Consider the following 18,191-nt stretch of genomic DNA (forward strand, 5'->3'; position numbering starts at 1 on the left):
CGGAAGCTAAGCCTTACAGCGCCGATGGTACTGCAGGGGGGACCCTGTGGGAGAGTAGGACGCCGCCGAACAATTCTTCGGGAAAACCCCGCACCGTACCGGTGCGGGGTTTTCTGCGTTTAGGGTCAGAGCCATGCGCTATGACCTCGTCATCTTCGACAACGACGGTGTTCTCGTCGACAGTGAGCCGATCTCCAACAGCCTTCTGGCCGCCTATCTGACCGAACTCGGCCACCCCACCTCGTACGAGGACTCCATCCGTGACTACATGGGCTCCGCCATGCACCGCGTGCACGATCTCGTCGAGGAACGGACCGGGCGGCGGTTGCCGGCGGACTTCGACGACGTGTTCCACGCCCGGGTCTTCGCCGCGTTCGAGCGGGAGCTGAAGCCGGTCGTCGGTGCCATGGACGTGCTCGAGAAGCTGGCCGCCGACGGGGTGCCGTACTGCGTGGCCTCGTCCGGGAGCCATGAGCGGATCCGGGTGGGGCACCGCATGACCGGGCTCGACCGGTGGTTCGACGACGAGCGGATCTTCAGCTCGCAGGACGTGGGGCGGGGGAAGCCCGCACCGGACCTGTTCCTGTACGCGGCCGAGCGGATGGGCGTGGCGCCCGAGCGGTGTGTGGTCGTCGAGGACAGTCCGCTGGGCGTCCAGGCGGCGGTCGCGGCCGGGATGGACGTGTACGGGTTCACCGCGATGACACCCGCGGAGAAGCTTTCCGCGGCCACAGGACTCTTCGAGGGCATGGAGGAGCTGCTCCCGCTGCTCGCGCGAGGACGAAACTGAAGGTGATTCATCTTTGACCGGATCTACCCACCGGTATCCCCGAGCCCTACGCTCGCCGCCATGACTGATGTGCTGCGGCGCGGCAGGGTCTCGCTGGCGTTCAGTTTCCTCGTGCAGGGCGTCGCCTTCGCTCTGCTCGTGACGCGGATCCCGGCCGTCCAGGACCGGTACGGGGTCTCCGACGCGCTGCTGCCGGTCTTCCTCGCCGCCGTGCCGATCCTGGCGGGCATCGGAAGTGTCACCACGGAGCGGCTGGTGAAGCGGGTGCCGCCGAGCCGGGTGCTGCGGTGGTCGCAGCCGGTGGTGCTGCTGGCGCTGCTGGGCGTCGGAGCGGGCGAACACATGGCGGGGCTCGGCGTGGCACTGGCCGCGTTCGGGCTGGCCGTCGGTGCGCTGGACGCGTCGATGAACATGCTCGGGGTGAGTCTGCAGCGGGCGTACGGGCGCAGCATCATGCTGAGCTTCCACGCCGCGTACAGCCTGGGCGGGATCGTCGGGGCGTCGCTCGCGTGGGTGGGGGCGCACGGGGACCTGGCGTTGTGGGTGTCGTATCTGCCGGTGGTGCTGGTGCTGCTGCCGGCCGCGCTGGTCGGAAGCCGGTGGTACGTCGACGGGGGAGACGGGGAAGAGGAGCCGGCTCCGGAGAACGCGGAGGGCGGGCACGCGGCCGACGGCCTCGCGTGGCTGTTGCCGCTGTGCCTGGTGATGACGGTGGCGTACATCGGGGACTCGACGGTCTCCAACTGGAGTGCGAAGTACCTCCAGGACGTGCTGGGGAGTTCGGAGCAGCTGGCGACCGTTCCGTACAACGTCTACATGGTCACCACGCTGCTGGGGCGGGCGCTCGGGGACGTCGGGGTGCGGCGGTTCGGGGCCGTGGCGGTGGTGCGGGCGGGGGCGCTGGTGGCGGCGGTGGGGTTCGCCGTGGTGGCCGGGGCGCCGGGTGCGTGGGTGGGGATGCTGGGGTTCACGCTGCTGGGGCTCGGGTTGTGCGTGCTGGTGCCGCAGACCTTCGCGGCGGCCGGGCGGCGGGCTGCCGGGCGTGGCGGCCCGGGGGCTTCGGACAAGGCCGTCGCGCGGCTCAATGTCTTCAATTATGTGGGTTTTCTGATCGGTTCGCCGTTGGTCGGGGCGCTCGGCGATGCCTGGAGCTACCGCGGGGCGATGCTCGTGCCGATGGTGTTGGTGCTGGTGACGCTCGTGTACGCCAGGTCGTTCGCGGATCGGCCGGACCGATACGGTGGCGGGCATGAGCGGGCGCGTACAGCTGATGTGGGACGAGGCAGTGACGGGCTATGACTTCGGCCGGGACCATCCGATGGACCCGGTCCGGCTGGCGCTGACCCGGAGTCTGGTCGGTGCCCTGGGGCTCGACCGTGAGGTGGAGGTGGTCGCCGCGAAGGCGGCCGGGGAGTCGACGCTGCGGCTCGTCCACCGGGAGGACTACATCGAGGCGGTGCGGGCCGCGTCGGCGGACCCGGCGGCCGCGGACCAGGCGTACGGGCTGGGGACGGTGGACGATCCCGCGTTCGCCGGGATGCACGAGGTGTCGGCGCTGATCGCGGGGCAGTCCGTGGGCGCGGCGGAGGCGGTGTGGCGCGGGGACGCGCCGCACGCGGTGAACTTCGCGGGCGGGCTGCACCACGCCATGCCGGGCGCGGCCTCCGGCTTCTGCGTGTACAACGACGCCGCGCTGGCGATCGCGCGGCTGCTGGAGCTGGGCGCGGAGCGGGTCGCGTACGTCGACGTCGACGTGCACCACGGGGACGGGGTGCAGGCGGCGTTCTGGGAGGACCCGCGCGTGCTGACGGTCTCGCTGCACGAGCATCCGCGGACGCTGTTCCCGCAGACCGGGTGGCCGGAGGAGACGGGGGCGGACGGTGCGGAGGGCGGCGCGGTCAACGTGGCCCTGCCGGCCGGGACCGGGGACGCGGGGTGGCTGCGGGCGTTCCACTCCGTCGTGCCGGAGCTGATCGCGGACTTCCGGCCGCAGGTGCTGGTGACGCAGCACGGGGCCGACACGCACTTCGAGGATCCGCTGGCGCATCTGGCGGTGTCGCTGGACGCGCAGCGGGCGGTGCAGGTGGCGTGCCACGAGCTGGCGCACGAGTACGCCGACGGGCGGTGGGTGGCGCTGGGCGGTGGCGGTTACGCGGTGGTGGAGGTCGTGCCGCGGTCCTGGACCCATCTGGTGGGCATCGCGGCCGAGCGGCCGGTGGAGCCCACGACGGTGATCCCCGAGGGCTGGCGGCAGGAGGTGTACGCCCGGACCCGGCAGCCGGCGCCGCGGCGGATGACGGACGGGCGGTGGCCGGTGTCCTGGGCCGCGTGGGACGAGGGGTACGACCCGGCGGACCGCCTGGACCAGGCGATCCTGGCGGCGCGGCGCGCGGTGTTCCCGCTGCGGGGGCTGCTGCCCTGACGGCCGTACGGTCGTACGGGCGTTCCGTTACGCCGTCCGTGCGGTGTTCCCCCGTTCCGGTCCCGCCTCGTCCCGGTATCCCGCAGCATCGCTTCCGTGCTGACCACCGCCGAGCTCCGTGTGCACCTCCTCGCCGTCCGGCTCGCCGGGGTCGTGGGCACCACGCGGGAGGAGAGCCTGCGGAGCTACCGGTTGTTCGCCGCCCGGGATCCGCGCCTGCTGATCGGGCTGGATCCCGAACGGGTATGGGGTGAGCGGGAATTGCTCGCGTTGATGGCGGACAGGTGCGGGGTCTCGGCCGATCCCGCGCACGTCTCCGGCCATGATGTGATCGACCCCGAGCGGACCCTGGCCGCCCTGGACGCCTTCGCGGGGCGGCTGGCGGTCGCTGCGGAGCGTGGCGGGCCGGTCCTGTTCGGCACCGGTCACCCGCACCGGCTGCTCGGTTTCTACGCCGTTCTGGCAGACGCCTTGTCGGCGGCGGGATGTACCGTCCTCACCCCCGCGCAGGGTCGCTGTGTCGACATAACGACCCGGTTCGGTCTACGCACGTACAACCTCGACTACGTACGGGGAGTCGGGCTCGTCCGGGGCGCGACCGCGGAACGCCCCGGTTGTGAGCCCGGCGCACACACGCACTCCCCCCTCCCGGTTCGGACCGCGCTGGCCGCGGCGGCCGATGCCGGCGGACCGCTTCCGGAATTGGTGATCGGAGATCACGGCTGGGTCTGCGGGGCAGGTCAGCTGGGGTTCGAGGCCGTCGGGCCGGCCGATGTGAACGACCCCGCGCCGTTCGTCGGTGAGGCCGAGGGGGCCGTCTCCCTCGTCGTTCCACTTGATGACGGCGTGCGGTCTGATTACTACCTGCCGTTGACCCGCTACGTACTCAATCGAGCGTGTCTGTCACAGTAGGCCGCCGATGGGTGCACCTCTTCCCCACTCGCATCACCCGCCCCTACATTGGGGAGTGAGCACGCAACGACGAAGAGTCACCGGAAGGGGAAGCCGGTGGCCGTCGAGTGCGGAAGGTTCAGGTGTGTCATGGCTGCAGCTGGCGAGAGGCCTCTGAACGAGGTTCAGTTCCTTACCGTGGCGGAAGTCGCCTCGGTGATGCGAGTGTCGAAGATGACCGTGTACCGGCTGGTGCACAGCGGTCATCTGCCCGCGATCCGGGTGGGGCGGTCCTTCCGCGTCCCGGAGCAAGCGGTTCACGAGTACCTCCGCGAGAGCTACGTGGGGGTGGAAACGGCCTGACGGCTGGGGCGGGGTGGTCCCTCACAGGCCACTCGGGATCACCCCGGCCCCCTCGATTACGACCTCAGCGCTCGGGCGGGTAGGCTAGCCCCTCGTAGGTCGTGTGGGCCCATGGCGCCCAAACACCGAGTGATGAGAAGTGAGCGAGGGTAGTCGTGGGCTCTGTTATCAAGAAGCGGCGCAAGCGGATGGCCAAGAAGAAGCACCGCAAGCTGCTCAAGCGCACGCGCGTCCAGCGTCGCAACAAGAAGTAAGCGACAGCGCGAGAGCGTGTCCAGTGGCCCCCCACCGCACTCCGGTGGGGGGCCACTGCCATTCGTACGTCCGGGGCACTCGCCTCGTGCGTACGGGTCCGTCGTCGTCACTTCAAGCATCCGATGGACACCACAGAGCGACGGCGACCCGATAGGTTGGCCGTCGGGAGCAGGGCGAGAGGAAGGCGCTGATCTTGGGAAAGGTCGTGCTCGTGACCGGGGTGGCCCGTCAGCTGGGGGGCCGTTTCGTCCGGCGGATCCTGCGGGATCCCGAGGTGGACCGGGTCGTCGGCGTGGACGCGGTCCCGCCCGAGCATCACCTGGGCGGTGCCGACTTCGTCCAGACGGACATCCGTCAGCCCACCATCGCGCGGGTGCTGGCCGAGTCGGGCGCGGACACGGTCGTCCACCTCGACGTGACGGGGACGCCGCTCGGCAGCGGCGGCCGGACCGCGCTGAAGGAGACCAACGTCATCGGCACCATGCAGCTGCTGGGTGCCTGCCAGAAGTCCCCCGGCGTCAAGCGGCTGGTCGTGAAGTCCAGTACGAGCGTCTACGGTTCCGCGCCCCGCGACCCGGCGGTCTTCACCGAGTCGACCCCGCCCAAGTCCCTGCCCAGCGGTGGCTTCGCGAAGGACACGGTCGAGGTCGAGGGGTACGTGCGCGGCTTCGCGCGCCGCCGTCCGGACGTCGCCGTGTGTGTGCTGCGGTTCGCCAACATCCTGGGCCCGGCCGCGGACAGCCCGCTCGCCTCGTACTTCTCGCTGCCGGTGCTGCCGACCGTGTTCGGCTACGACCCCCGGCTGCAGTTCGTGCACGAGGACGACGTCGTCGAGGTGCTGCGGATCGGCTCGCACGAACCGAGGCGCTCCACGCTCAACAGCGGCACCTTCAACATCGCCGGTGACGGCGTGCTGCTGCTCTCGCAGTGCTCGCGGCGGCTCGGCCGGCCGACCGTGCCGCTGCTGCTTCCCGCGGTCACCTGGGCGGGCTCACTGGTGCGTACGCTGGGGATGACGGATTTCTCGCCCGAGCAGATCCGGCTGCTCACACACGGGCGGGTGGTGTCGACGGACCAGATGCGGGAGACGCTGGGCTTCACCCCGAAGTACTCGACTGCTGAAACGTTTGCGGACTTCGTGCGCAGTCGCGGTCCCGGGCTGCTTCCCCCGGAGAGGCTCGAGAGGGCCGTCGACCGGATCGCCGCGCTGCCCCTGCCGGGCAGCGGTCACCCCCCGACGCAGAGCGCCAACTGAGGAGCGCAGCAACGATGGCGGACGCCAAGGTCATTCCGTTCGACGACGACCACCGCTCGCGTGGGGGTGCCGCGCAGCGCCCGTCGCGCCGCCGAAGTGCGGGCAGCCGGCGCCAGGGCGGCGCGCAGCCCGCGGCGGTCGGGGAGGTCCAGCCCCTGCCGGGTGTGGCGTCCGTGCAGGATGATGATCGGGTGACGGGTGTGGACGAGCAGCTCCAGGAACCGGCCGGGGACGGTTCGGGTGTCGGCTCGGGCGGCCTGGAGCAGCGGATCGCGAGCGGTCTGGCGTTCCTGCGCCGCCGGCTCACCGGGGACTACGACGTCGACGACTTCGGATACGACGAGGAGCTCACCGACCAGGTCCTGATGTCCCTGCTGCGGCCGGTGTACGAGAAGTACTTCCGGGTCGAGGTGAAGGGCATCGGGAACATCCCCCCGGAGGGCGGTGCGCTGATCGTCGCCAACCACTCCGGGACGGTGCCGGTGGACGGTCTGATGATGCAGGTCGCCGTCCACGACCACCATCCGGCCGGCCGTCATCTGCGGCTGCTCGCGGCGGATCTGGTGTTCGTGCTGCCCGTGGTCAACGAGCTCGCCCGCAAGCTGGGGCACACCCTGGCGTGTACGGAGGACGCCGAACGCCTGCTCGGGCAGGGTGAGCTGGTGGGGGTGATGCCGGAGGGGTTCAAGGGCATCGGGAAGCCGTTCGGCGAGCGGTACAAGCTGCAGCGGTTCGGGCGTGGCGGGTTCGTCTCGACGGCGCTGCGGCAGGGCGTTCCGATCATTCCGTGCTCGATCGTCGGGGCGGAGGAGATCTATCCGATGATCGGCAACGCGAAGACGCTGGCCCGGGTGCTGGGTTTTCCGTACTTCCCGCTGACGCCGACGTTTCCGTGGCTCGGTCCGCTGGGTGCGATCCCGCTGCCGACGAAGTGGACGATCCAGTTCGGCGAGCCGATCCCGACGGATGGTTATCCGCCGGAGGCGGCGGACGACCCGATGCTGATGTTCAACCTGACCGACCAGGTGAGGGAACAGATCCAGCACACGCTGTACAAGCTGCTGGTGCAGCGGCGGTCGGTGTTCTTCTAGGTTCTTCTGGCGGACCGTTGTCGCGTACGTCTTCGGGGGCGCCCCTCGTCGTGAGGGGCGCCCTCCGTTCTACTCCGCGTCCTCGCTGTCGATGCCCAGGCCCGGGAGGAGTCCGGGCAGGAGGGGCGGGATGGTGACGTCGGGGGCGGGAGGCGGGGTGATGCCGCCCGTCGCCGGTGGCGGAGTGGTGACGGCGCCGCTCTCCTCGGGCGGGTCGAGCAGGTCGCCGGTGTTGCCGCCGAGCAGGTCGTCGCTCTCGCGGTCGGCGTCGGCGGAACCGGACGGGCCGGCACTGCCGGGGCCGCTCTCGCCGGAGGTGTCGCCGCCGGTGCCGGGGGACTGCGAGGGGTCCGTGCCGGACGGGGTGCCGGGTGTCGACGCGGAGCCGCGCCGCCGTGCGCCGCCGTCGTCCTCGTCGGTCGAGGGGCCGGGGAGCAGCGACTGCAGCGGGGCGACGTCTTCGTCTATGGCGTCGAACACCGACGAGACCTGCTCGCTCACGTCCCCCAGCTGCACGGGCAGCCGGTCACGCAGGGTGCCCCAGGTCTGGCGGTGTGCCTGGGAGAAGGAGGAGAGCGCCTGCATGGGGCCCAGGGAGCCGGGGTCGCGCTCGTACGCCTCGCGCAGCAGCCGGTGGCCCTCGGCGGCGTCGTGCCGCATGCCGGACAGGGCGCGGCGGACATCGCCGAGGGACTCGTGGTCGAAGCGGCCGCTGCGGTCGCGCTCCATCAGCCGACGGGCTTCGTTGAGGCGGGTGGAGGCGTGGTCGAGGTAGACCCGGCCGCGCTCGTCGTTGCCGTCGGCGAGGCCGAGCTTGACGTCCTCGATGCCGCGTTTGAGTCCGTAGAGGGAGTCACCGGGCAGGGCGTCGGAGCTGGCGACGGCGACTCCGCCGAGGGCGCCGGCGGCGACGCCGACGGTGAGTCCGCCCGCGGTGAGCCCTTTGGCCAGCCGCGACCGTGGTCGCAGTTTGCCCAGCGGGGTCGCCCGGTGGGCGCCCCTGGCCCGGTGCGAGCGCTGTCCGGGTACGGTCTGATCCGTCGCCTCGCCCGCAGCGGTGCCCTCCTGGAGCATGGCCTCGAACGCGGCCACCAGCTGGGCCCGCTGGACGACCTTGACCTCGGGGTCCAGTTCTGGTTTGGGCAGCGCGCCGAGGCCGGAGGTCAGAGTGAGCAGCTGTGCCTGCTCGGTCTCCGCGGCGGCGGCCGGGGCCGGGGCCGGTGTCGATCCTTCGGGCTGCTCGGCCGCCGTGCCCCGGTCGGACTGCTCCTCCAGGGCCTGGGCGAAGGCGTTCGCCCGCCGGTGCGCCGATACGTTCGCGATCACTGGCGGCACCTCCTCTCGTCATCACGGTCGACTCCCCAGGGGGTCCTGAGGGTTCCCCGCCCTGACCAGGGTCACGCGATCGAGTGATCGAAGTCGGTCAGGGGGTGACCACAGGGAGCCTGTATCCCGCACAACGAGTGGCGCGGCACTTGGGTTACGGACCCGGGATGACCGAATGAGGAAGCCAACCGAGTTTCACGTACCGTGAGTTGGGTGTCGCGGAGCGTGTTCCGGTCGGCGGGCGGGTTCGGGTCAGCGGGCGTCGTCCGGGAGGAGCCGGGCGAGGGTGCGGACGGCCCGGTACTGGAGGGTCTTGATGGCGCCCTCGTTCTTGCCCATCACGCGGGCGGTCTCGGCGACGGACAGACCTTGGAGGAATCGGAGCGTGACGCACTCCTGCTGTTGGGGGTTGAGTCGTCGTACGGCATCGAGGAGGGCGGCGTTGGACAGGGACTCGAGAACGGAATCCTCGGGGGAGCGCTCGACCTCGTTGGCGTCGAGCATCTCCCCGGTGGTGACCTCGAGGCGGAAGCGGCTGGACTTGAAGTGGTCGGCGACGAGGTTGCGGGCGATGGTCACCAGCCAGGCGCCGAAGTCGCGGCCCTGCCAGGTGAAGGTGCCGATGCGGCGCAGTGCGCGCAGGAAGGTCTCGCTGGTGAGGTCCTCGGCGGTCGCCTTGCCGCCGACCCGGTAGTAGATGTAGCGGTAGACGGTGTCGCTGTACTGGTCGTACAGCCGTCCGAAGGCGTCGGCCTCGCCGGCCTGGGCGCGCTCGACGAGGTCCATCATCCGGGCGCTGTCGCTGTCGGCGGCGGGGCGGCGGGCGGCGGAGGCACCGCTGGTCGTCCTGGCGGCGGCTCCTCTGGCCGCGCTCTTGGCCGCGGCGGGGGCTGTGGAGGGTGCTGCGGAGCGGCGCCCCCGTCCGCCGACTGCGGCGCTGCCGTCGGCGAGGGCGTAGCACGGGCCGGCGGCGGGGGCGGTGGCGAACGCGGGGACCGCGTGCGCGGTGGGGACGATGCCGCGCAGCAGGTCTCGGGCTGTCGCGACTGTCGCGCGCAGCGTAGCCAGGCCCGAGGCGTCAACCCCGACGTGTGGGTACACGGGACTCCCAGAGGCAGAGCTTCCATCACGTGCAGTGCGGGACCGTTCACCCGTCGTAGCTATGGGTGGGTACCGGATTGCGTCTGAGGAGAATAACGCTTCGTGCAGGCTCTGCTACACCGAGTTGCTCAAATCACCGATTGCGTCGCTTCTGTAACTGATTGAGGGGTGTTCGGGTGTCGCATGGGGGTCGGTTTTCGACCGGAAGCGTTCGCATTCGGGGGCGGTGTGGGGCGAGTTGTGGCCGTGTTCAGCCAAGAGGACTGGACAAGGGGGTTGCGGGGTAGGGCAGTTGGATTGGCCGGGTTTGGGTGCGGGGTGACGGAAGTGGTCCCCGGTGACCGGTTCGGTGAGCGTACGGGGGTTGACCGGGTGCCTGGTGTCGGGGCCGGGCGGGGGGTGTCGCGCGGCCCGGGGTTTGCGAGGTGCCCTCACGCCCATTCGTGCGGCGGGGTCGGCCGGGTGCCCGGTGGTGTGGCTGGGCGGGGGTGGGTCGCGCGGCCCGGCGCTTGCGGGGTGCCGTCGCGCCCACCCGTGCCGCCCCAGCGGCACGACTGCCCGCGGGAGCGGTGGGAGCGGCGGCGACTGCCCGCGGCTGACGCGGCAGGCGGGTGTCCGCTGGTCTCGTGGGGTCAGCGGCGTTTGCGGTGGAGGGCGATGGCGGCTGCCGTGCCGCCGGCCACCGCGCCCACGCCCGCCGCCGCCGGGATGCCGACCTTCGCCGCCTTGCGGCCGGTGCGGTAGTCGCGCAGGCGCCAGTCCATGCGGCGGGCGTGCTTGCGGAGCTTGGAGTCCGGGTTGATCGCGTACGGGTGGCCCACCAGCGACAGCATCGGGATGTCGTTGTGCGAGTCGCTGTACGCCGCGCAGCGGCTCAGGTCCAGCTCCTCCGCGAGCGCCAGCGCGCGGACCGCCTCCGCCTTCGCCGGGCCGTGCAGCGGTTCGCCCACCAGTTTGCCCGTGTACACGCCGTCGATCGACTCCGCGACCGTCCCCAGCGCCCCGGTCAGTCCCAGCCGGCGCGCGATCACCGTGGCGATCTCCACCGGCGCCGCCGTGACCAGCCAGACCCGCTGTCCCGCGTCCAGGTGCGCCTGTGCCAGCGCCCGGGTCCCCGGCCAGATCCGCTCGGCCATGTACTCGTCGTAGATCTCCTCGCCGATGGACTGCAGCTCGGAGACGCGGTGCCCCTGGACGATGGAGAGCGCCGAGTCGCGGGCCTCCTGCATGTGCTCGGGGTCCTCGACCCCGGCCAGTCGGAACCACGTCTGCTGCCAGGCGAACCGGGCGAGGTCGCGGGTGTCGAAGAACTTCCGCTTGTACAGGCCCCGCCCGAAGTGGAACAGGGCGGCGCCCTGCATCACGGTGTTGTCCAGGTCGAAGAACGCGGCGGCCCGTTCGTCCCCGACGACCGGGAACTCCGGTTCGCGTTCGGAAACTTCCTGGGTGGACTTGCGTGCTGCCTCCGCCGAGGCCTCGCCTGCCAACACGCTCCGCGCCGTGGCGGAGCGCCTACGGGGAGTGAGCCATCCTAGAGCGGCCATGGCGTGAGCATAGCCAGTCGGTGCGGATGTTCCGGAGCCGAGAGGTTCGGGCGCCGTGAACTCTCCGGGTCCCGGGCGTTAAGGCGCGCGCGACAATGACCCGTATGAGCCCTCTCTTCCGCCGCAGCACCCCGGCCGCCCCGCAGGACCGGCTCGTCACCCTCGTGCGCAAGCCCGGCTGCCATCTGTGCGACGACGCGCAGGTGGTGGTGGAGAAGGTGTGCGAGGAGCTCGGCGTCCCGTGGGAGCACAAGGACATCACCCAGGACCGGGAGCTGCACGACCGGTACTGGGAGCAGATCCCCGTCGTCCTCGTCGACGGCGAGCAGCACACCTTCTGGCGTGTGAACGAGGACCGTCTCCGCAGGGCCCTCACCGACTGACCGGCCAGTCCAAACCGACCGGAAAGTCGCTTAGGATCGATGGCGGCTTGGTCTCGGGGGCGGGATTCACAGAGGAGAGTGTGCGGTTTTGCCCCCAGAAGAAAAGGAACGGTGGCGCTCGTGCGCCGGTTCCTCGCGAGTGCGCCGGGGGCGCGTGACCCCGGTCACGTTGGCCGGGCAAATCGGACACAATCTTTGTGCACGCGTTCACAAAGACATAGCCTGCATTCGACGGGGCGGTCCGGGGACGTATGACCTGACGTATGACCGCCTGAAGCCCCGCTCTACCCGCAGGAGCACCGTGGCAACTGGCCGAACTCACCGACCGGCGACCCGTAGCCGAGGAATTCCCGAGGCCACCGTCGCCCGCCTTCCGCTGTACCTCCGCGCCCTGACCGCGCTCTCGGAGCGCTCGGTGCCCACGGTCTCCTCGGAGGAGCTGGCGGCCGCCGCGGGGGTCAACTCCGCGAAGCTGCGCAAGGACTTCTCCTACCTGGGCTCCTACGGGACCAGGGGCGTCGGCTACGACGTCGAGTATCTCGTGTACCAGATCTCCCGCGAGCTCGGCCTGACCCAGGACTGGCCGGTCGTGATCGTGGGAATCGGCAACCTCGGCGCCGCCCTCGCCAACTACGGCGGGTTCGCCTCCCGCGGTTTCCGGGTCGCCGCGCTGATCGACGCCGACCCCGCGATGGCCGGGAAGCCCGTCGCCGGCATCCCGGTCCAGCACACCGACGAGCTCGAGTCGATCATCCAGGACAACGGCGTGTCGATCGGCGTGATCGCCACCCCCGCCGGCGCCGCCCAGCAGGTCTGCGACCGTCTCGTGGCCGCCGGTGTCACCTCCATCCTGAACTTCGCGCCGACCGTGCTGAGCGTCCCGGACGGTGTCGACGTGCGCAAGGTGGACCTCTCCATCGAGCTGCAGATCCTCGCCTTCCACGAGCAGCGCAAGGCCGGCGAGGAGAGCACGGCCGACACCGCCGCCGCCGCCCCGGCCGCCACCCGCCGGCAGTCCGCCACCGACCAGGGGCCCGACGGGGACGTACCCGCCGTGATGCCGGCATGAGCCTCCTCGTCGTCGGACTGAGCCACCGCAGCGCGCCGGTCAGCGTGCTGGAGCGGGCCTCGCTGAGCGTGGACGCGCAGGTCAAGCTGTTGCAGGACACGGTCGCCGCGGAGCCCGCCACCGAGGGCGCGGTCCTCGCCACCTGCAACCGCATCGAGCTCTACGCCGACGTGGACAAGTTCCACGCCGGTGTCGCCGAGCTGTCCACGCTGCTCGCCCAGCACAGCGGGGTCGGCCTGGAGGAGCTCACTCCTTATCTTTACGTGCACTACGAGGACCGGGCCGTCCACCACCTGTTCTCGGTGGCCTGCGGCCTCGACTCGATGGTCGTGGGCGAGGGGCAGATCCTCGGCCAGATCAAGGACGCGCTCGCCCGCGCGCAGGAACTGCACACCGCCGGACGGCTGCTGAACGACCTGTTCCAGCAGGCGCTGCGGGTCGGCAAGCGGGCCCACTCCGAGACCGGTATCGACCGCGCCGGGCAGTCCCTGGTCACCTTCGGCCTGGAGCAGCTGGCCGTGGGCGCGCCCGTCGAGACGTGGGCGCGGGACAAGAAGGCCCTGGTCATCGGCGCCGGTTCGATGTCGTCGCTGGCCGCGGCCACGCTCGCGCGGGCCGGTGTCGCCGAGATCGTGATCGCCAACCGCACGCCCGAGCGTGCCGAGCGCCTCGCCCAGATCCTCACCGAGGGCGACGACACGGACGTGCTGGCCCGCGCGGTCCCGATGCCCTCGGTGCCGTTCGAGCTGACACGTGCCGACGTCGTCGTCTCCTGCACCGGCGCGACGGGGCTGGTCCTCACGGCCGACGTGGTCGCCGCGGGTGTCGGGAGCCGCGTCGGACAGCAGCCGGTCGTCGACCTGGACGAGGCCGCCGAGGCACCGCTCCCGCCCACCTCCGTGGGTACGGACGAGGGCTGTCCGCTGGACCTGTCCGCCGTACGGCCCGGGTTCTCCGTGATGGGCGAGGCCGCCGTCGCCGGTATGGACGCGGCGACGCTGGAGCAGCACGCCGCGTGGGTCGCGGGCGGAACCGTCGACCGCCGGGAGACCAGCCGGACCGGCCCCGAGGCCGACGCCGACCTGATCGGCGCGCTCGCCGCGACCGCGTCCGCCGTCGGCCGGATCCCCGAGCGGCGCCGCCCGGAGCCGGTGGCCGAGCCGCCGCGCCCCGAGCCCGTGCTGTTCCTGCTGGACCTCGCGATGCCGCGCGACATCGACGCGGCCGCGCACCGCCTCGCCGGTGTGCGCCTCGTCGACATCGAGTCGCTCGCGGAAGCCTCCGCGGACGCTCCGATGGCTGCCGATGTGGACCAGGTGCGGCGTATCGTCTCCGACGAGGTCGCCGCGTTCGGGGCGGCACAGCGGGCGGCGCACATCACGCCGACCGTCGTCGCCCTGCGCACCATGGCGGCCGACGTGGTGGCCGGCGAGATCGCCCGTCTGGAGGGGCGGCTTCCCGGCCTGGACGACAAGCACCGCGCGGAGATCACCCAGACCGTGCGGCGGGTGGTCGACAAGCTGCTGCACGCGCCGACGGTACGGGTCAAGCAGCTCGCGGCCGAGCCCGGCGGCGCCGGGTACGCGGACGCGCTGCGCACCCTGTTCGACCTCGACCCCGAGACGGTGGCCTCCGTCTCCCGAGCCGAGGAAAGCACCGAGAAGAACGCACAGAACCGAGGGCCGGCATGACTGAGAAGGCACTGAGGCTGGGGACGCGGCGGAGCAAGCTCGCCATGGCCCAGTCCGGGCAGGTGGCGGAAGCCGTGAGCCAGGTGACCGGACGGCCCGTCGAGCTCGTCGAGATCACCACGTACGGCGACGTCTCGCGCGAGCACCTCGCGCAGATCGGCGGCACGGGCGTGTTCGTGGCCGCGCTGCGCGAGGCGCTGGCGCGGGGCGAGGTGGACTTCGCGGTGCACTCGCTGAAGGACCTGCCGACCACGCAGCCCGACGAGCTCGTCGTGGCGGCCATCCCGGTGCGCGAGGACCCGCGCGACGTGATGGTCACCCGCGACGCGCTGAAGCTCACCGACCTGCCGCGCGGCGCCCGCATCGGCACGGGTTCGCCGCGCCGCATGGCGCAGCTGAACGCGTACGCGCGCAGCCGCGGCATGGACATCGAGACGGTCCCGATCCGGGGCAACGTCGACACCCGCATCGGGTACGTCCTGAAGGGCGAACTGGATGCCGTGGTGCTGGCCGCCGCCGGACTGAACCGGATCGGACGCAGCGACGAGGTGACCGACTTCCTGTCGGTCGACACGGTGCTGCCCGCCCCCGGCCAGGGGGCACTGGCGATCGAATGCGCCGCGGACGACGCGGAGCTGATCGCCGCGCTCGCCGAGCTCGACGACCCGTTCACGCGGGCCGCCGTGACGGCCGAGCGTTCCCTGCTCGCCGCCCTGGAGGCCGGCTGCTCCGCCCCCGTGGGGGCGCTGGCCGACCTTCTGGCCGACGGGCAGATTGTCAAGGAAATGCGCCTGCGCGGCGTCGTCGGCACGACCGACGGCTCGACGCTGGTGCAGCTGTCCACCACCGGTCCCGTGCCCGAGACGCACGAGGCGGCGATGGCACTCGGTCGCGAACTCGCCACCGAGATGCTCGTGCAGGGCGCGGCCGGTCTGATGGGGGAGCGAGCACAGTGAGCCCCACCACCCTTCCCGCCCCTCCGGAACACGGGCACGTCACCTTCCTCGGTGCCGGACCCGGGGATCCGGGACTGCTGACCCTGCGCGCCGTGGAGGCGCTGGCGAACGCGGACGTCCTCGTCGCCGAGCACGAGGTGCTCGACGTCGTACGCACGCACGCGAGGCAGGGCGTCGCCGAAGTGCACACGGATGCCGATACGTCGGTTCCGGGTACGGGCACGCCCCAGCTGACGGTCGTTGACGGCGCGTCAACAACCGCCGGTGTCCCCGCGGTGCGGGATGCCGCACATCTTGTCATGGAGGCCGCGCGGGGCGGCAGGCGGGTCGTGCGTGCGGTGTCCGGTGATCCCGGGCTCGACGCGTACGCCGCCGAGGAGATGCTGGCGTGCGCCTCGGCCGGGGTGCCGTTCGAGGTCGTCCCCGGTGTCGCGACGGCGGTCGGCGTACCCGCGTACGCCGGTGTGCCGCTGCGCGACGCCCAGGGCGCGGACGTCCGTTTCGTGGACGCACGTACGGCCTCGGACCGGTGCTGGACCGAGGTCGGTGCGTCGGACGGCACGGTGGTCGTCTCCACCACGCTGGACTCCGTGGCCGCCGCGGCGGGCGAACTGGTGTCCGCCGGACGCAAGCCCGACACCCCGTTGACGGTGACCGTCGCCGGTACGACGACCCGGCAGCGCACCTGGACGGCGACGCTCGGCACGATCGCGCAGACGCTGAAGCAGGCGAAGGTGCTGCCGTCCCCGGACGGCGGCCGGCCGGTGATAGCCGTGGTCGGTGAGCGCAGCGCCCCCGCCCGGCGCGACCAGCTGTCGTGGTTCGAGTCCAAGCCGCTGTTCGGCTGGAAGGTGCTCGTCCCGCGTACGAAGGAGCAGGCGGCGTCGCTCTCCGACCAGCTGCGGTCCTACGGGGCCGTGCCGCACGAGGTGCCGACGATCGCGGTGGAGCCCCCGCGCACCCCGCAGCAGATGGAGCGGGCGGTCAAGGGCCTGGTGACGGGCCGCTACGAGTGGATCGCGTTCACGTCGGTCAACGCGGTGAAGGCGGTCCGGGAGAAGTTCGAGGAGTACGGCCTCGACGCCCGTGCCTTCGCCGGCATCAAGGTCGCGGCGGTGGGCGAGCAGACGGCCAACGCGCTGGTCGCCTTCGGCGTGAAGCCGGACCTGGTGCCGAGCGGTGAGCAGTCGGCCGCGGGCCTCCTGGAGGACTGGCCTCCGTACGACCCGGTCTTCGACCCGATCGACCGCGTCTTCCTGCCGCGCGCCGACATCGCCACGGAGACGCTGGTCGCGGGCCTCATCGAGCTGGGCTGGGAGGTCGACGACGTGACCGCCTACCGCACGGTCCGCGCCTCGCCGCCCCCGGCGGACACCCGTGAGGCGATCAAGGGCGGCGGCTTCGACGCGGTGCTGTTCACGTCGTCGTCGACGGTCCGGAACCTGGTCGGCATCGCGGGCAAGCCGCACAACGTGACGGTGATCGCCTGCATCGGCCCGGCGACGGCGAAGACGGCGGAGGAACACGGCCTGCGGGTGGACGTGATGGCCCCCGAGCCGTCGGTCCACAAGCTGGCGGAGGCCCTGGCCGACTTCGGCACGCGACGCCGGCTGGCCGCGCTGGACGCGGGCGACCCGGTGACGAGGCCGAGCGAGCGGCGGCCGGGGGCGCGGAGGCGTCGGTCGACGACCTGAGGTGAAGAAGGGCGCCCTTTCGGGGGCGCCCTTCTTCGTCCGGCCTCCGACGTCACCACTGCGGCACCTCGTTCACCGCGTTACGCCGAGGCGCTGCAGCGGGTTCGGGAGATGGGCGACGGCCCCCGGACATCCGGCAAGCGGGCACCTGTGTCTTGCAGCGCCTGTTCAGGCTCGGGTCACGGCGGTGTGGAGTTCCCGTACGCCCGTGGTCCGCGGGTGCCGCTCGGCGAGCTCGTCGACGATGCTGCGGATCGCCGGCCGGTCGCGTACTTCGCCGGGGCTGGCCCGGTAGGCGTCGAGCAGGGCGCGGGCCGTCTGTTCGGGCCGGTTCCATGCCCACCAGGCGCGTGCCATGTCGGTGCCCATGCGGGCCTTGCGTTCGGCGGTCGGGAACTGGTCGGCGCGCAGGTTCTTCCCCGCGTCCAGGGCGGCGCCCGCGTCGCCGAGGGCCCAGTGCACGCCTACTGCGTACAGGTCGACGGCGGCTGGGCTGATCGGGAACAGGCGGCCCGCCGGGGCGGTGCCGGGGAGTCGGCCGGTCGCCGGAGTCCAGGGCACGTCCGGGTGAGATTCCCGCGAACCGGCCCGCCCGGAGGCTGTGCCCGCCACCATGGGGCGGGTGACAGCCCCCACCTCTGCAGACCTGTGGCACCACTACGGCCGCACCCGCCACGCCACCGACCGGACCGTGCCCGACACGTTCCGGTGGGCCTGGGGCCAGGACTGCGGGCCCGGTCCGGACATCCTCGGTGACCTGTCCGGGCTGTGTGTCGCCGACCTCGGCGCGGGCGCCGCCCGGCACGCCGCCCACCTGGCCGTTCACCACCGGCCCGCCCGGGTCGTCGCCGTCGACGCCTCACCCGCCCAGCACGCCATGGCCACGGACCTGTACGGCCATCTCGCGCCGCGCCTGCAGCTGGTGCGGTCGGACGTCGTGGAGCACTTGCAGGCGGCGCCCGGCACGTACGACGTGCTCTACAGCGTGTTCGGCGCGGTCGACTTCACCGAGCCGCGCCAGCTGCTGCCGGCGGCGGCGTCCGCGCTGCGGCGGGGCGGACGGCTGGTGTTCTCCACCCTCGCCCACTATCTCAGCGGGGCGCCCGCACAGCCCGACGTGGAGCACGCCGACATTCCGGCCAAGACCCCGGACGGGGAGTCGGCCACGATGCGCCGCTGGGTGCTTCAAGAGCACGTGTGGGCCAAGCTCCTCGACGAGGCCGGATTCACCCGCATCAGCGGCGACGTCCTTCCCGCCGGGCAGGGGCCGCGAGCGGCCGACACGCTGCTGTTCACCGCATGGCGCGGTCCGTTGTCGTAAATGCCGCCGGGGACGGTCGCTGCGTGAGTGATCAGCCTG

17 protein-coding genes and 1 pseudogene are annotated in these 18,191 nt (G+C 71.7%); 14 read left to right on the forward strand and 4 right to left on the reverse strand.

The window, feature by feature from the left end:
* Window positions 1–133 precede the first annotated feature (133 nt).
* The 8 genes from KUM38_RS23560 to KUM38_RS23595 all read left to right on the forward strand — a co-directional run bounded on the left by KUM38_RS23560 (window position 134) and on the right by KUM38_RS23595 (window position 7,067).
* Window positions 134–790, forward strand: a complete 657-nt coding sequence (locus tag KUM38_RS23560) for an HAD family phosphatase (protein WP_217131426.1) — start codon at window positions 134–136, stop codon at window positions 788–790.
* 60 nt (window positions 791–850) lie between these two features.
* Window positions 851–2,089 carry an MFS transporter gene (locus KUM38_RS23565; RefSeq protein ID WP_217131427.1) on the forward strand — a complete coding sequence of 413 codons (1,239 nt, stop codon included), beginning with the start codon at window positions 851–853 and terminating at the stop codon, window positions 2,087–2,089.
* Window positions 2,040–3,212 carry an acetoin utilization protein AcuC gene (locus KUM38_RS23570; protein WP_217131428.1) on the forward strand — a complete coding sequence of 391 codons (1,173 nt, stop codon included), beginning with the start codon at window positions 2,040–2,042 and terminating at the stop codon, window positions 3,210–3,212. The genes KUM38_RS23565 and KUM38_RS23570 overlap by 50 nt, the downstream gene beginning before the upstream one ends.
* A gap of 96 nt (window positions 3,213–3,308) precedes the next feature.
* Window positions 3,309–4,124 carry a phosphatase gene (locus tag KUM38_RS23575; protein WP_217131429.1) on the forward strand — a complete coding sequence of 272 codons (816 nt, stop codon included), beginning with the start codon at window positions 3,309–3,311 and terminating at the stop codon, window positions 4,122–4,124.
* Window positions 4,125–4,253: 129 nt separating this feature from the next.
* Window positions 4,254–4,466 (forward strand): helix-turn-helix domain-containing protein, encoded by a 213-nt coding sequence (locus KUM38_RS23580; protein ID WP_004984898.1) that lies wholly within the window; start codon window positions 4,254–4,256, stop codon window positions 4,464–4,466.
* Window positions 4,467–4,621: 155 nt separating this feature from the next.
* Window positions 4,622–4,720 carry a 30S ribosomal protein bS22 gene (locus KUM38_RS23585; RefSeq protein ID WP_003948845.1) on the forward strand — a complete coding sequence of 33 codons (99 nt, stop codon included), beginning with the start codon at window positions 4,622–4,624 and terminating at the stop codon, window positions 4,718–4,720.
* Between the two features lie 194 nt (window positions 4,721–4,914).
* Window positions 4,915–5,976, forward strand: coding sequence for an NAD-dependent epimerase/dehydratase family protein (locus KUM38_RS23590; protein WP_217131430.1), 1,062 nt, complete (start codon window positions 4,915–4,917; stop codon window positions 5,974–5,976).
* Between the two features lie 14 nt (window positions 5,977–5,990).
* Entirely contained in the window at window positions 5,991–7,067 is a 1,077-nt protein-coding gene (locus KUM38_RS23595; protein WP_217131431.1) for a lysophospholipid acyltransferase family protein, read from the forward strand.
* A gap of 69 nt (window positions 7,068–7,136) precedes the next feature.
* On the opposite strand, the gene KUM38_RS23600 is transcribed toward KUM38_RS23595, so the two are convergent.
* The 3 genes from KUM38_RS23600 to KUM38_RS23610 form a co-directional block, all read right to left on the reverse strand.
* A complete protein-coding gene (locus tag KUM38_RS23600) occupies window positions 7,137–8,393 on the reverse strand; it encodes a DUF5667 domain-containing protein (RefSeq protein WP_217131432.1) in 1,257 nt (418 codons plus the stop codon).
* Between the two features lie 252 nt (window positions 8,394–8,645).
* Window positions 8,646–9,494, reverse strand: a complete 849-nt coding sequence (locus tag KUM38_RS23605; RefSeq protein ID WP_217131433.1) for an ECF subfamily RNA polymerase sigma factor, BldN family — start codon at window positions 9,492–9,494, stop codon at window positions 8,646–8,648.
* A 632-nt stretch (window positions 9,495–10,126) separates the two neighbouring features.
* Window positions 10,127–11,038: an HAD family phosphatase gene (locus tag KUM38_RS23610; protein WP_217131434.1), complete on the reverse strand. Its 912-nt coding sequence runs from the start codon at window positions 11,036–11,038 to the stop codon at window positions 10,127–10,129.
* 104 nt (window positions 11,039–11,142) lie between these two features.
* Here KUM38_RS23610 and KUM38_RS23615 point away from each other — a divergent pair, with 104 nt between their 5' ends.
* The 5 genes from KUM38_RS23615 (at window position 11,143) to KUM38_RS23635 (ending at window position 16,831) form a co-directional block, all read left to right on the forward strand.
* Window positions 11,143–11,421, forward strand: a complete 279-nt coding sequence (locus tag KUM38_RS23615; RefSeq protein WP_217131435.1) for a glutaredoxin family protein — start codon at window positions 11,143–11,145, stop codon at window positions 11,419–11,421.
* A 301-nt stretch (window positions 11,422–11,722) separates the two neighbouring features.
* The gene (locus KUM38_RS23620; RefSeq protein WP_217131436.1) at window positions 11,723–12,490 is read left to right on the forward strand and encodes a redox-sensing transcriptional repressor Rex; all 768 of its coding nucleotides are present in this window, start codon (window positions 11,723–11,725) and stop codon (window positions 12,488–12,490) included.
* Entirely contained in the window at window positions 12,487–14,181 is a 1,695-nt protein-coding gene (locus tag KUM38_RS23625) for a glutamyl-tRNA reductase (protein ID WP_217131437.1), read from the forward strand. Before KUM38_RS23620 ends, KUM38_RS23625 begins: the two co-directional genes overlap by 4 nt.
* Window positions 14,178–15,137 (forward strand): hydroxymethylbilane synthase, encoded by a 960-nt coding sequence (gene hemC, locus KUM38_RS23630; protein ID WP_217131438.1) that lies wholly within the window; start codon window positions 14,178–14,180, stop codon window positions 15,135–15,137. The genes KUM38_RS23625 and hemC overlap by 4 nt, the downstream gene beginning before the upstream one ends.
* A complete protein-coding gene (locus KUM38_RS23635) occupies window positions 15,134–16,831 on the forward strand; it encodes a bifunctional uroporphyrinogen-III C-methyltransferase/uroporphyrinogen-III synthase (protein WP_217131439.1) in 1,698 nt (565 codons plus the stop codon). Before hemC ends, KUM38_RS23635 begins: the two co-directional genes overlap by 4 nt.
* A 168-nt stretch (window positions 16,832–16,999) precedes the next feature.
* On the opposite strand, the pseudogene KUM38_RS23640 reads toward KUM38_RS23635, so the two are convergent.
* Window positions 17,000–17,377, reverse strand: a pseudogene (locus KUM38_RS23640) (transcriptional regulator); the annotation flags it as partial.
* Window positions 17,378–17,444: 67 nt separating this feature from the next.
* Between KUM38_RS23640 and KUM38_RS23645 the strand changes: the two are divergent.
* Window positions 17,445–18,152 (forward strand): class I SAM-dependent methyltransferase, encoded by a 708-nt coding sequence (locus KUM38_RS23645; RefSeq protein WP_217131457.1) that lies wholly within the window; start codon window positions 17,445–17,447, stop codon window positions 18,150–18,152.
* The last annotated feature ends 39 nt before the right edge of the window (window positions 18,153–18,191 follow it).

Origin of the sequence: Streptomyces sp. AC558_RSS880, from assembly GCF_019049255.1 — a bacterium.
Taxonomy (GTDB): Bacteria; Actinomycetota; Actinomycetes; order Streptomycetales; family Streptomycetaceae; genus Streptomyces.